Annotated in this window: 13 protein-coding genes; 6 read left to right on the forward strand and 7 right to left on the reverse strand. The window is 68.8% G+C overall.

Going from position 1 to position 13,541, the window contains the following annotated elements:
- Positions 1 to 212: 212 nt before the first annotated feature.
- The 3 genes from ACIA6C_RS14845 to ACIA6C_RS14855 all read right to left on the reverse strand — a co-directional run bounded on the left by ACIA6C_RS14845 (position 213) and on the right by ACIA6C_RS14855 (position 3,474).
- On the reverse strand, positions 213 to 1,382 hold the full coding sequence (locus tag ACIA6C_RS14845; protein ID WP_399275772.1) for a PP2C family protein-serine/threonine phosphatase: 1,170 nt from the start codon (positions 1,380 to 1,382) through the stop codon (positions 213 to 215).
- A 906-nt stretch (positions 1,383 to 2,288) separates the two neighbouring features.
- On the reverse strand, positions 2,289 to 2,621 hold the full coding sequence (locus ACIA6C_RS14850) for a DUF4190 domain-containing protein (protein ID WP_399276241.1): 333 nt from the start codon (positions 2,619 to 2,621) through the stop codon (positions 2,289 to 2,291).
- A 424-nt stretch (positions 2,622 to 3,045) separates the two neighbouring features.
- Positions 3,046 to 3,474, reverse strand: a complete 429-nt coding sequence (locus tag ACIA6C_RS14855) for a DUF6003 family protein (RefSeq protein ID WP_399275774.1) — start codon at positions 3,472 to 3,474, stop codon at positions 3,046 to 3,048.
- 487 nt (positions 3,475 to 3,961) lie between these two features.
- Here ACIA6C_RS14855 and ACIA6C_RS14860 point away from each other — a divergent pair, with 487 nt between their 5' ends.
- Positions 3,962 to 4,345 carry an STAS domain-containing protein gene (locus tag ACIA6C_RS14860; protein WP_399275776.1) on the forward strand — a complete coding sequence of 128 codons (384 nt, stop codon included), beginning with the start codon at positions 3,962 to 3,964 and terminating at the stop codon, positions 4,343 to 4,345.
- A 552-nt stretch (positions 4,346 to 4,897) separates the two neighbouring features.
- Here ACIA6C_RS14860 and ACIA6C_RS14865 read toward each other — a convergent pair.
- Positions 4,898 to 5,362, reverse strand: a complete 465-nt coding sequence (locus ACIA6C_RS14865; protein WP_399275778.1) for an ATP-binding protein — start codon at positions 5,360 to 5,362, stop codon at positions 4,898 to 4,900.
- A gap of 35 nt (positions 5,363 to 5,397) precedes the next feature.
- Entirely contained in the window at positions 5,398 to 6,948 is a 1,551-nt protein-coding gene (locus ACIA6C_RS14870) for a hypothetical protein (protein ID WP_399275780.1), read from the reverse strand.
- Between the two features lie 10 nt (positions 6,949 to 6,958).
- On the opposite strand from ACIA6C_RS14870, the gene ACIA6C_RS14875 reads away from it, so the two are divergent.
- From ACIA6C_RS14875 to ACIA6C_RS14895, 5 genes are all read left to right on the forward strand, one after another.
- Positions 6,959 to 7,468, forward strand: a complete 510-nt coding sequence (locus tag ACIA6C_RS14875) for a glycoside hydrolase family 5 protein (protein ID WP_399275782.1) — start codon at positions 6,959 to 6,961, stop codon at positions 7,466 to 7,468.
- A gap of 49 nt (positions 7,469 to 7,517) precedes the next feature.
- A complete protein-coding gene (locus tag ACIA6C_RS14880) occupies positions 7,518 to 8,531 on the forward strand; it encodes an SPFH domain-containing protein (RefSeq protein WP_399275784.1) in 1,014 nt (337 codons plus the stop codon).
- On the forward strand, positions 8,528 to 9,424 hold the full coding sequence (locus tag ACIA6C_RS14885; RefSeq protein WP_399275786.1) for a hypothetical protein: 897 nt from the start codon (positions 8,528 to 8,530) through the stop codon (positions 9,422 to 9,424). The genes ACIA6C_RS14880 and ACIA6C_RS14885 overlap by 4 nt, the downstream gene beginning before the upstream one ends.
- Positions 9,425 to 9,582: 158 nt before the next feature.
- The gene (locus ACIA6C_RS14890; protein ID WP_399275788.1) at positions 9,583 to 11,001 is read left to right on the forward strand and encodes a cellulase family glycosylhydrolase; all 1,419 of its coding nucleotides are present in this window, start codon (positions 9,583 to 9,585) and stop codon (positions 10,999 to 11,001) included.
- A gap of 464 nt (positions 11,002 to 11,465) precedes the next feature.
- Complete coding sequence (locus ACIA6C_RS14895) at positions 11,466 to 11,630, forward strand: hypothetical protein (protein ID WP_399275790.1); 165 nt, start codon at positions 11,466 to 11,468, stop codon at positions 11,628 to 11,630.
- Positions 11,631 to 11,713: 83 nt separating this feature from the next.
- Here ACIA6C_RS14895 and ACIA6C_RS14900 read toward each other — a convergent pair whose 3' ends face one another.
- A complete protein-coding gene (locus ACIA6C_RS14900; protein WP_399275792.1) occupies positions 11,714 to 12,076 on the reverse strand; it encodes a DUF1330 domain-containing protein in 363 nt (120 codons plus the stop codon).
- 232 nt (positions 12,077 to 12,308) lie between these two features.
- Positions 12,309 to 13,469, reverse strand: coding sequence for an MFS transporter (locus ACIA6C_RS14905; protein ID WP_399275794.1), 1,161 nt, complete (start codon positions 13,467 to 13,469; stop codon positions 12,309 to 12,311).
- Positions 13,470 to 13,541 lie beyond the last annotated feature (72 nt).

Genomic DNA, 13,541 nt, shown 5'->3' on the forward strand with positions numbered 1-13,541 from the left:
TCAGAGAGGCACCGTCCGATGACGGGCTTCCGACTGAACGGATATGGGTCGTGTGCCCTCTCTGATTAAAGTATCCCCACCGAGCGCCACAAATGTCCCCGGGCACGCTGAGCGTCTCGCTACACACCAAGCGCGCCCACCCGCACCCACCGCATGGCGCACTTCGCGAGCGATGGAGAGGCCGCTGCCGGGCCGTACCCGGCAGCGTTCGATCAAGCAGCCGGTCGACCGAACCAATCCAGGCAGGTCACCAGCGCGTCGTCCTCCGCGGCGGTATCGCGGTAGGCCGCCAGTTCCCGCAGAATCGCCCGCGGCACCGCAGCGGCGGGCAGAAGGCTGGTGGCGTGGATCGCCCGCGCCAGAGCACGCTCACTGTAGGGCTCCCCACCGTTACCGGAAGCCCCGTACACACCGTCACTTACGAAGATGAGTCGGTCCCCTGGAAGGGCGTCGAAATCCTGGGCTACGTAGACCGACTCCTCGAACATCCCGAGAGGAAACTGCGCCTCGAACTGCACACGCTCCACCGATCTGTCCCGGTACCGCCAAAGCTGCGGAGAACCGGCGTCCACGACCTTCCCGCGCCCCGTCGCCAGCTCGAAGGACAACAGCAGCGTGGACACGTACTCCCGCCCGCGATGCTGCCAATAGATGGCCTGATCCGCGAGCGCCGCCTGGTCGGCGATGTCGATACCGGCCCTGCGGGCATTGCGCAAAGCGTTGACTGCCAGGTTGGTCAGCAACGACGCCTGAATCCCGTCACCCATCCCGTTCGTGACGGTCATGGTCAGGGTCTCCGCCGTGGTCGACCAGTCGAAGTTGTCACCGTGGATGTCGTACGCGGGCTCCAACTGCGCCCCGATCGCATATTCTGGACGCGCGCATGCCCGTCCCGGCAGCAGCTGCCACTGCATCTCCGCAGCCAGCGTAAGCCTGGTCGCCCGCCTCGCCTGCAGATACAAGTCGGTGTCGCGTTCCGCCACGATGATCTCGTGGCCCAGCAACTCCGCCAGATCGCGCAGCTCCCCGATCGTCTCTTCGGTACACAGCTGTTCCGGCATGCGAACGGTGAGGATTCCCAGCCTGTCCCCGCGGACGGTGACCGGCAGGTGCAGGTCCATGGCGTTGTCCTCGGCGGCGTACTGACCGAACGGTTGCTGGCTGCCGAACGCGCGGCCCTCGGGAGTCGACTGCACCGGAAGAGGCTCCGCCGTGTGGGGCAGGGCGGTGACCTGCTGCAGCACGGACAAGCTGTAATCCGCCATCAACAAGTCCACTTCGATCGCGGCATAGTGCTCGATCAGCGCGCTACGAACAGCGTGAAGGAGGTCATGCGGCGCGGCTGTACGCAGAGCGCGCTCCACAGCCAGGAAGTTCGTCATGGTCAGGTTCATCTCTTCGGAAGTGATCGGTGGACAAGACGGCAGGTCTGCCGGCGGACGAGCACCCTCAGCCGACGAGCTGCGGACGGAACACCAGCGGTACAAGACCCAGGAGCCGCAGTCCAATATTCATCGCCTAAAAAGTTGCTATGAGACAACTGTCTATCCTACCTTCACCCCGGCTATGTGGGGAGACGGCCAGCCCGCGAGTTTGTGGCATCCCGGGCGGCGCCCGTGCGTGACGGCGGCCAGGCGACGGCTACGGCGGCAAGCCGCCTGCCTCAGGCCCGAAGCGTGTCGTCAGTGCGCCGCGTGCGGTGGGGGTGCCTGCGGCAGTGGGGACCGCCCATGGCATGCGCCGCGGGGCGATGTGGCGGAGCCGCCCAGCCCCGACGGCCTGCGATCCCCGCCGAAGACCAGGCGGCTGCGGCGGGCAGAATGCAGGTCCGAACCGACTATGGCTCTTCGACCTCGTACCGAGGCATGCGCGCCCGAATGGTCTTTCCGCCGCGGCGTTCATGCGTGACCGAGACCTCGGTCGACAGGCGATGGACCATCGGCCAGCCGAACCCGCCGGCGCCGCCGTTCAGCTCAGGGGTTCGCATGCGAGGCGGACGTGAGCTGGCGTCGTAGGCAAAGAAACGCTTCGTTCACCCCGTCCCGGCAGGTGCGACAAGGCCAGGTTTCCGGGATGGTCGAGCCCTCTCGCTTCGGCGCTGGGATGGCGCTGACGCAGGCGGCGGTCAGGAGTCCCCTGTTGACGCGTAAGGGCGGTGAAGCGTCACCTCACTACCGGGGGGTACGACCCTTCGTGCCGAGGTGGCCGGTCCATTTGTGCGGCGGATGTGAAGCGAACGGATCCCCATCCACTCAACCTTCGCAGAACAGGGTCAGATGGGGGAGGCGTCAGTTGTTGGCCTCTTGGGTGAACTGGTCGGCGCAATGCTGCTTTTCCCGCTGGGAATGCGCCGTCTCCATGCAGCGGCGGAAGTTCTTGCCCGCGTCGGAGTTGAGGAGGGAGACCCCGGCCGCGACGAGGATTGCCGAGAGGACCACAGCCACGGACCCGAGAGTCAGGCCGGTAATGGCCGTCTCTCGGCCGCCGACCGGGTAGGCGCGAACTCTGCGGAGTGCCGTGACTCCCAGCCCGATGGCGACGAGGGCGAGGGGAATCCCGAGGAACCACAGCCATAGGAGCAGCAGCGAGGTGATTCCGGTGATCAGTGCGGCGATAGCCAGCCCGTCCCGGGCCGGACGGGCGCTTCCTTATTGGTGAAGAGGGGTGTGAGTGGTGTCGGTCATGGGTGAGTCCTTCGAGGACAAGCCGCAGGTACGGGCTCACCGCTGACGAGCCGTGGGGAAGCATCGGGCACGGCGCGGCGCGGCGCTGGATCGGGTCGAATGAACTGTGGTGGCTCAGCGCGCCGTTACCGGCTGAGCTGGGCGCCGAAGCAGGTTCAGAGACGTCCTCGGGCGCCGGACCGGCAGACACGGGAGGCAATCCTGTTCGTGCCGCATACCAGGATTTAACGGGAGTGGAGCGGCGTACCTGCTCGGGCCGCATTACTCCGGCCCTTCGCCGCCTGCGACCACCGGCAGGAGTGACGAGAACGTGACTGCGCTGCCAGGGAATGCGATGACGGTGGGCGAATCCGGGGTTCCCTCAGTCCTGGACGACCAGCCGGCCGACGTCCTGCGGGCTGAGCCCTGTGAGCGACACGATGCGAGAGGCGGGGATGCCGGCCATCAGCGCTCGGTGGACGAGGGCTTCCCAATCCTGCGTCGTGTCCCTGAAGTGCAGCAACTCCGATTCGACATCAGCCACCGGCTGAGGGGCACATGCCTGGCGGACCCGGACCGCCTCTTCCTCGCTCAAGGGGACCGGCAGCCGTTCGGCGTCTTCTGGGATGAGCACTGCCTCCTCGGCCGGCAGGATCCTGACTTGTTCTGAGGCAGGCGAGACGGCGTGGGCATGAAGCCATCCTCGGACAGCCGGTGTCTCGGAACACTCCAGCGTTCCCACCGCGGCGAGGGCGGCACCCACGTGTGGATGCTGATCGGACAGCAGGAACAGGTGGGCGTCATCGGCCATAGCGGGAGGTCGCCTTCTCGATCGGTGCGGAGAGTTGTGATGCTAGCGCGAAGGCGCACCACAGTTGCCTTGGCAACGTCATGAGAGCGCCACGGCCAAGGGGGTACTCCCCGCGGGCCTGACCCTCGGTGGGTGACGCGGGCGGCGAGGAACGGCCTGCCCCCGCTGGGACGTGGCACGGAGCCTGGCCGTGAAGTCGTGGGGGAGGCGTCCGGGCACGCCTCAGAAATTTCATGCCGCACCCGCGGCACATAGGTTCGAGGAACGGCGACGCGGCTGTCATGGTGTGAAGACGAGCGCCGTAAACCTGTTCCACGTCGTTGTACCCGTCACCCTGGTCGCCGTACGGCGGGTCTGCGAAGCTACGACCTAGACGCACAATCCGATGAAGAGGTGGACTGTCAGAGCCCACCGAGCCGCAGAATCTTTGCCGTCTTGGGTAAGGAGTCCAAGGCCCGGCCTGCGTCGCGCAACCGAGGACGGAAGCATGGAACCGAAGAAGACCGAAGCACGCAACCGCGTCGAGATGCGAGCCGAGAACGACACGCGCATCGTCGTGATGGTGGGTGAGTTCGACATGGAGACTTCGAGCGAGTTGCGGACGGCTTTGGACCCCGAGGCGCCCGGCGTCTCACGCTTCGTCCTCGACATCTCTGCCGTGACCTTCGCAGATTCCACGGCCCTGAGCATCATGCTCCAGCCCGCACTGAACCGGCCGGTGGTGCTGGCAGGTGAGGTGCAACCCAGAATGGCCCGCCTCCTGCAGATCACGGGCTGCGACCGGGCTTTCGCTGCCGCTCCCAATGTGACCGATGCGATGGCGATGGCGCTTCCAGGACTCCGTGGTGAACTGCGCGACGGAGATCTGTGAGGCGGCAGGCGGGTGAACAACCGGCTTGAGAAGCGGAAGCGCCCGTGCAACCGCGCCTCAGACGGTGGACCCGGGGGACCGGGGGCGGACGAACATGTGCCGTGAGCACGGCAGCACCATCAAGCTGCCAACTCGCTCTTCGAGCGGCCCGCGTACCAGTGGACGTAGATCCCGGTGATGTCGACCAGGACGAACGTTCACCTTGCCACCTGGGCTGACCATCGGACAGGTGGCCGTGGACGGCAACCGACCGGAGTGGACAGGTGCGGAGTCGGCGCCTGCGTTGCCGTTTCTGCGGTGGGTCGGCTGATGTCTCTGAGAGAGATGCTCATCGAGTCGACGGCACAGTTCTCCGGCGCTCACCCATGGCTGGGCGCGCGGGTCCGGAGCACCTGAACTTCATCCTCGGAGAGGGGTTCTCCGTGGTCGTCCACGCGATGTGGCGGTTCCGCTCGCGATCAGGAACTGTTGCCTTCATCTGGTTCCGTGCGCCTGGGTTCGTAGAAGGTCCCGTCGGAGTAGGTCCGCGATCCCGGGTCGCGGACACGGAGGTCAGAAGAGTTGGCCTGCCGGATGTCCGTCCGGATCATCGGCCAGGGTCACAGTGACGCGGACGCACTTCCCCACCGGTTCGCGCCGCACCTCGAAGCTGCGGCACACCCCCATCACGATTTCCAGGCCGTGCTGTCCGACCCGGCACGGGTCCGCGACGTGGGCTACTGGCAGCGTCGAGTCCGTGTCCCAGACAGTGATCACCACAGCGCCGTTGTCGATATCCAGATCCAGCAGACACGGACCGGGCGCGTACTTGCGCGTATTGGTCATCAGTTCACTGACCACCAACTGCACTGCGTCCATCACTCGCTCGGACACGGGGATGCCGTACACACCCTGGACATCGGACAGGTAGCCGCGGGCGGCCAGTCGGGCCTGTGCCAGTGGCTCGGACCCGGCGAATGCAACCGTCTCTCGTGTGGACCGATCAACCAGCGACTGATCCGTGTTCTCGTTTACCACAGGCCCCTACACCGCTCCCGTCCCGACCGACCCGGCTAACCATGCCCGCATGCCCCGCCAACGGCGCCGCAAGCCGTCGAACACCAAACGAATCTCTGACCGGCGCGACTGACGGCGGCCAGACGGCCCGTACAAAGGGGGTCGTTGTGGGGCGCTGGGCGGCGACCCATAAGGTCGGTCACGGCGATGTGGATCACCGGCACGTCCAGTGCGTGGTTGACGCCGGTGCAGGTGCTGCCGGGGAAGTCCACCGACACCTTCACCGACTCGGCGTCGAGTTCCTCGTGGTGCGCCATCTGCAGGACGACGTGGTCGAGCGGTCCGGTCGTGGCCGGTGCCGGCTGGGCGTAGTCGCTGAGCGTGAGGGACGCCCGGCCGCCCCCGGGGAGGGTGGCGTCCGAGACGTCTACGGCTGCGCCGGGCGCCGGGGGCGTGAACCCGGTGATCCCGGTGACCGACGCCGGTTTCGTGATCACGGCCGGATAGGTCGTGAACAGCACCGGCTCCGGCGGGATTCCGATCACCGGGCGGAGGTAACCGGCGGCCGGGCTGATGCCGAGAGCGATGGTCCGGGCGATGATGCCGCGGGTGACGACCTGCGAGCCGACCTGGCTCATCGACAGGTCGACGGCGGCGGTCGGCGCGTAGACGGTGCCGTTGATCAGCAGGCGGCTGTGATCGGTGGTCGTGTCGGCGTCGGCGGTCGATTTCAGCACCGCGCAACTGCTGCCCTCGGTGGGGCAGCCGGACGGTGCCCTGATGGACGGGGCGCGGAACACGATGTCGAGCTCGACGCCGTCGAGCTGGTCGGCGGCTTCGGTACTGCCCGTGCTTAGTCTCGCCGCATAGTCGACAGCGAGCTTGGACAGCTGGTCGCCCTTCGTGACCCCGCAGGCGCCGAGGTCGACCACATCGACACCGAGTGCGCCTTCATGGGAGGTCAGGGCGTGGTTCGCGTCGCAGGCGGTACCGGTGCCGGAGACGGTCAGCGCGGCCGTCGGTGGCTGCCTTGGCGAGGGTGGTGCCGACGGCGAGGGCGGTGGCTGGGTGGTGTCGTCGTCCTGGTGCGATATGCGCAGTACGACCTTGTCGATCACTGCTCCCGCCGGCAGGGGCGGCATCGAGAAAGCACCCAGTTGGATCGACGCCGACGGGGTGGCCGTGGCGAGCGTCGCGGTCGAGGTGGTGGTGTCGATCGCTTGCGCGTTCTTCGGGTTGAGGAACGCCGCGGCGGTGGGCGTCGGGGTGCTGCTCGCCTTGGTGGGCCGTACCGAGAGCGGGGGCCGGTAGGCCAGTTCCAGGGTGACACCGTCGAGCTGTTCGAGGGCGGTGGCGCTGCCGGCGCCGCGGGTGGCGGTGTAGGTCACGACCAGGCCGGTCAGCTGGGCGGGGTCGGTCAGCCCGCAGGCGACGACCTGGTCCAGGGTGTCGGTGGTCAGGGCGCCCTGGTGTGCGGCGAACTTCTGCGGGGTGGCGCAGGAGCGGGGTATGCCGGGCCCGGTCAGAGTGACCGTGACCATCGGCGGCGGTCCTCCGGCCGCTCCGGGATCGTCGCGGTGCGCGACGTGCAGCAGGGCTCGGTTCACCGGTCTGACCGTGACCTACGCCGCCGCCCTGGACACCGACGGCATCGCCGCCACGGAACGGCTGGACGAACGCCCCGACCCCGTCCGGGCCGTGATCATCGGCCCGGCCTCCTACGACAACATGCGGCGCCTGTCCGACCTTGACCTGCCGGAGGAGGACCGCAACCTGATCGTCACCGTCCACCAGTACAGGCCGACCACCTTCACCATGCAGGGCGAAACCTGGCTCGGCACCGACACCCCGTTCGGCGACCCCCTCTCCTGGCTGGGCACGACCTGGCAGGGCAGTGACGAGGAACGCTCCGTGCTGTCCGGCGCCTTCGCCGGCCTGGCCGAGTGGGGACGCGTACACGACAGGCCGATCTTCGTCGGCGAGTTCGGCTCGTCCCACAACGCCGATCCGGGCTCACGCGCCCGCTGGGCCTCCTTCAACCGCCAGCTGGCCGAAGAGCTCGGCTTCTCCTGGGGTTACTGGTCTTCCCGTCCAGGAAGGCGCCTTTTCGTCCTCTTGACGATATGAAGGACTGCCGATTATCGTCATGATGACGAAATGAAGGGGGTTTCTCACCATGGCCGACATCACCCGTCGCTTCGGCTGGCGTCACCTGCGCACCGCGCCCACCGCCCACATCCGTCACCACAAGCGCGGCCGCCTCGTCCACGACGGCCGGGGGCTCAGCTTCTGGTACCGGTCGCTGTCGGCGGCACTCTCCGAAGTGCCCGTCGACGACCGGGAGCTGGCCATGGCGTTCCATGCCCGTACGGCCGACTTCCAGGACGTCACCGTGCAGGCCACCGTCACCTACCGGATCAGCGACCCGGCCGCGGCGGCGGACCGGCTCGATTTCTCCGTGGACCCGGACAGCGGGAGCTGGCGCGGCGCGCCGCTGGAGCAGATCTCCACCCTCCTCACCGAGACCGCGCAGCAGCACACGCTGGACGTACTGGCCCGGACCCCGCTGGCCGTGGCCTTGGTGGACGGCGTCGCCTCCGTGCGGGGGAGCGTCGCCGCCGGTCTCGCCGCCGAGCCCCGGCTCCCGGACACAGGCATCGACGTGGTGGCCGTACGCGTCGTCGCGATCCGGCCCGAGGCCGAGGTGGAGCGCGCCCTGCGCACACCGGCCCGCGAGCAGATCCAGCAGGAGGCGGACCGGGCTACCTACGAACGGCGAGCCGTCGCCGTCGAGCGGGAGCGTGCGATCGCCGAGAACGAGCTGGCCAGCCAGATCGAACTGGCCCGGCGCGAGGAGCAGCTGATCGAGCAGCGGGGCGTCAACTCCCGTCGCGAGGCGGAGGAGAAGGCGGCTGCCGACAGCGTCCGGACCGAGGCCGAGGCGGCGCGCAAGGTCCGTCTGGCCCGGGCGGACGCCGCAGCGGAGCGCGAGACCGGGTCGGCACGGGCCGAGGCCCAGGCTTCCTGGCTGCAGGTGCACGACGAGATTGGCGCGGGCACGCTGTACGCCCTGGCGGCGACCCGGCTGGCGGAGAATCTGCCGCGCGTCGAGAGCGTCACGCTCACTCCGGACATCCTCACCGGCCTCCTCGGCAGGCTCGGGCGCCCGGACACCGGGGCGGACGCGTGAGCCTGGCACCCCGGGCGGTGCTCGTGCACCGCAGGACCGAGTACGAGGAGCTGATCGACCGCCACGGGACGCACGGGCAGGCGGCGTTCTTCCTCTCCAGCCGGGGCCGCTCGATCGACGAGGTGGTCGGCCGCCACGACCGGACCCGGCAGGCGCTGCGAGAGGTGGCGGCGGCGGTACCGCTCACCTGGCGCAGCTCCCGGGTGGAACGGGCGGACCTGGACCGCTTCCTGTTCGCGCCGGAGGACGTGGTGGTCGTGGTCGGGCAGGACGGCCTGGTCGCCAACACCGCGAAGTACCTCGCCGGACAGCCCGTGGTCGGCATCGACACCGACCCGGGACGCAACCCCGGAGTCCTGGTCCGTCACCGCTGCATCGACACGGCCGCCCTCCTGCGCGCCGCGGCCGACGGGGGGCCGACGGAAGACCTGACCATGGTCGAGGCCGTCGCCGACGACACCCAGCGCCTCCTGGCCCTGAACGAGATGTACCTGGGCTCGCCCGGCCATCAGACGGCCCGCTACCGCCTGCGCCCCGACGGCGAAGAAGGTCCGGGCGAGGCCCAGGCGTCCTCCGGCGTACTCGTCGGCACCGGAACCGGCGCCACCGGTTGGCTGCGCTCCCTGTGGCTGGAACGCGGCAGCACGGCGCAGTTGCCCGCACCGTCGGACCGCCGACTCCTGTGGTTCGTCCGCGAAGCCTGGCCGTCGCCCGCGACCGGAACCTCGATGGTCGGCGGTCATCTGGAACAGCGCGAGGGACTGCGGCTGACGGTGGAGTCGGACCGGATCGTGGTCTTCGGCGACGGCATGGAGGCGGACGCCCTGCAGCTGACCTGGGGTCAGAGTGTACGACTGGGCATCGCGGCGACAGCACTGCGCCTGCTGACGTGAGCACCCTGCCGGCCGGCATCGCGGGCAGGGAGGTCCGCGAAGCAGGAAGTCTCATCAACAACTCCGGCCGATTTATGGGAACTTGCCGCACTGGTCAGTAGCATCCCACCGGCACGTGACACATCGTCAGAGACGCTACTCTCGAAAGGGTCCCCTGCATGCGCCGGACCTCCCGCTTCGCCCCAGTCGCCCTCGGTGTCGCAGCCCTCCTGCTCGGCGTCCTCCCTGCGCAGGCCCAGGCCCACCCCGACCGCGCCTCCGACCGTGTCACCGTTGACGGCCGCACCTACGTCGCCGACGGCCAGGGCCGCGCGCTGCAGTGGCGCGGCTTCAACCTCGCCGACAAGAGCAGCCGGGGCGCCGACGCGTTCGCCGACATCCACGAGAGCGACCTCAAGGACATGGCCACCCGGGGGTTCAACCTCGCGCGCCTGGCGTTCTTCTGGGACGATCTCGAACCGGCGCCCGGGCACTACGACCGCGGCTACCTCGCCAAGATGCGCCGCATCCTCGACTGGGCCGACCGCTACCACGTCAAGGTCGTCCTCGACGCCCACCAGGACGTGTACGGACCGCACTTCGGCTCCCGCGGCGTGCCCGCCTGGGCCACGCGCGACGAGGGCCTGCCGTTCCGGCCGATACCCGAGGACTGGTTCTCCGAGTACTTCGAGCCGTCTGTACAGGCTGCCTTCGACCACCTGTACAAGGACACCGACCTGCGCACCGCGCACGCCCGCATGTGGACGACGGTCGCCTCCGCCTTGGGCAGGCATCCCGCGCTGCTCGGCTATGACCTGATGAACGAGCCGTTCGCGCGTTTCCTCGAGGGCGAAGACCTCCCTGCCGCCGCGGCCCGCTTCGAGGCCGGCGAGCTCACCGAGATGTGGAACCGTCTCGCGCGGGCGGTCCGTCTCGTGGACCAGAAGTCGTGGGTGTTCGTCGAACCCACCGTCATCGTCGGTCTCGGCGTCCCCACCCGGATGGGGTCCATCGATGACCCGCACGCCGGGTACGCGCCGCACTTCTACGAGACCGCGATGGAGACCGGCGGTGACTACGACCCCGACGGCACCTTCATCCCGGCCTACGAGGCCGCGATCAGCGACTACCCGACCCGTCACCGCATGCCGGTGATCGTCGGCGAGTGGGGCGGCAACCCGTACGTTCCGCACGCGAGCCGGTTCGTCACCGACATGACGGCCTCCCTGGACCGCTTCTCCAGCGGCTGGACGTGGTGGCAGTGGTGCCGGGGCGGCGGCTACTGCTTCCTCGACCAGGCGGGCGCGGTGAAGCCCAACGCCCGGCTGCTCGTCCAGCCCTACGCGCGGGCCGTCGCGGGTGACCCACTCGGCTTCGCTTACGACCCCGCCACACGCACCTACACCCTCACCTTCCGCACCCGCGACCACGCCGCCGGACCCACCGAGATCACCGTGCCGAAGGAGACCTACCCGAATGGGTACCGCGTCACCGTCCAGGGTCACAACGCCAAGTGGGACGGCCACGGCCAGATCGTCACCGTGAGCACCCACGGGAGGAGCGGAAGCACGTACCAGGTCACCATCAGCCCGAGGTAGCCCACCGGCGCGGTCACGGCGGGGCCGGCCGGCTGCGTCGCGAGCGCGTCCAGCACCACCGCCGCGACGTGCTGTTGACCGGCCGGGGTGAGGTGGACGCCGTCCTCCTCCCAGTGGCCGTGCGCGGCGGCCCGGGTGTCGACCGTGACCTCGGGCTCGACGGGCAGGAGTTCCGCGACGGCGTCAAGGTCCGCCCCGGTCCAGCCGAGACCGGGCCGCCGGAAGTGGACGTACTCCGCGACCCGCCCGGGATCGACGCCGGTCGGGGTGAGCCAGACCTACCGGACCCCGGTCCGCCGGACCGTCAGGTCGCGCAGGACCCGCAGGGTGCGGCGGGTCTCGGCGGAGGAGATCAGCGCGACCCCGTCCAGCCCGCTGGACGTCGTTCTCAGTGACCGCCTCTGCCCGTGCCGTGTGGCGTCGTCGGTACGGCTCCGGTACGGACCCAGCTCAGGGAATCGCCCGTGAAAGCCCTCGTCGCCATCGACTACCAACCGCTCGACCGCCTGACCATCGCCGAGCTGCCGAAGCCGGCCGCGGGACCGGACGAGGTCGTGGTCAAGGTCGAAGCGGCTGCACTCAACCCGCTCGATCTCATGCTGGTCCGTGCTCTGGCGCACATTTCGTGAGGCGATCGACGGCGTTCTGTCGCCAGATGTTCGATCGCCCCAGATTTCCGCTCCTCCGTAAACGGGTGCCGAGGGGCGGGGGATCACGTGGTCGACTGGCCTTCTTGGCCGGCTTCTGCTTGCAGCTTGCTAGCTCGTTCGGCCGCGTCGTAGTCCGGCCTGACGCCTTCGATCAGCAGCAAGTCGCCGTCGACGTGGTCGGTACGCAGACGCAGGATGGATCGGTAGGGCGGAGAGTCGTACCAGGCACGGGCTTCGGCCAGGCTGGGGAACTCAATCAGCACCATGCTGCCGGGCCACGTCCCCTCTACGACTTCGGCCGGCGGACCGTGGATGACGAAGCGGCCTGCGAAGGGGTCGAGGGTTTCCTGGATGCGTTCCAGGTACTCGATGACGTCGGAGTGATTCCGGCGGCTGCGGAGGTGAGCGAAGCCGTAAGCGGGCACGACGGGGCCCCTTCAGTCCGGGGGTGAGCGATGGCCACGAACGTAGTCGTTGGAGGTTGGGCGGTGCGATTACCCCGGAGGTAATTGCCGTCACGTCGGGACACCACCAAGGCCGCCGCCCGCCCTGCCCCACCGTTCCGCCTCTCACGACATCTCGGCAGGCAGGCGGATCGGACCTGAGGCCAGGTTCATGAAACCGGGAGGCGCAATCTGGTCCGGTTCCGCGGGGTCGTCATGCGCGGGAGCCGGTCGGGGGGCGATCGCGCCAGGCCGAGGCGAGGGCGGTGAGCATGAGCGCGGCGGTGAGGGTGAAGGCCAGTGGGTAGCCCGTCCGGCCCGCGAGCACCCCCATCCCGACGGCGCCGACGCCCATGCCCGCGTCGTAGGCGAAGTTCCACAGGGCGCTGACGGTGCCGTATCCGGATGCTGGGACACGGGCGTACATCAGCGTCAGTGTGGCGTTCTGGGTGATGCCGAAGCCGACCCCGAACAGGGCCACGCCGACGACAACGGCGATCGGGCTGTGGGTCAGGGAGATGAGCAGCGTTCCTGCGGCCGAGACGGCCAGGCCGGGCACGACGAGTGAGGCCGGTCCGTGCCGGTCGCCGTGTCGGCCGGCGCCCCAGCGGGCCACGGTTGACGCCGCGGATTGGACGAACAGGGCCCCGGCGACGACTGCGGTGGAAGCCGATGGGACGGCAAGGGGGAGGAAAGTGACGACGATTCCCGCAGCGAGCGTAGTAGCCGAGAAGACGAGAGCGAGCCGCACAAGAGCAGCTGTTCGCAACCCCGCCAGCACCCCGATCGACCGTCCCGGGGTCGGCTCGCGGTCCGGCAGGCCCGGCACCGAGGCGATCGCGGCCAGCGCGGCCACGGATCCGGCGATGCCTACCGGTCCGTACCCCACGTGCGCGACCAGCCACACACCCAGGGGCAGGGCCACCAGCGACGGCACCCCCGACACGATACCGACCAGTGCCAGGCCCTCACCGCGGCGCTCGGGCGGGATCAGCGAGGCCGTCATGGCGCCACCCGCGACGACCGTGAGCGCGAAGCCGATACCGCGTAGGACACAGACCGCCGTGATCGACCCTGTGTTCCCGGAAGCGGTCAGCGCGAGCGCGGGCGCACCGAGGAGGACCAGCCCCGCCACCAGCGTCAGGCGGTAGCCGAAGCGGGCAACGAGCCAGGGAGTGGCCACCTCACCTCCGACAGTGGCCAGCATCAGCGCGCCCGTGGGGAGTCCTGCGGCGTTGCCGTGGCCTCCACTGGACGCCTGGGTATAGAGGGGGACGACCGACAACAGCAGGTAGAAGCTCGTCGAGGCACCGATGATCGATACGAAACGCAGCAGCAGGGGCCGCGTACCAGGGGCGGTCGCGAACCGGCGCACTGAGTCTGGGAGTTGATCATTCTTGTCATACGGCAAAGCTAGAGGCCGAGTGGATCACCAGTAAGATCCAAT

The sequence above is a fragment of the Streptomyces sp. NPDC051578 genome, assembly GCF_044454045.1.
GTDB lineage: Bacteria > Actinomycetota > Actinomycetes > Streptomycetales > Streptomycetaceae > Streptomyces.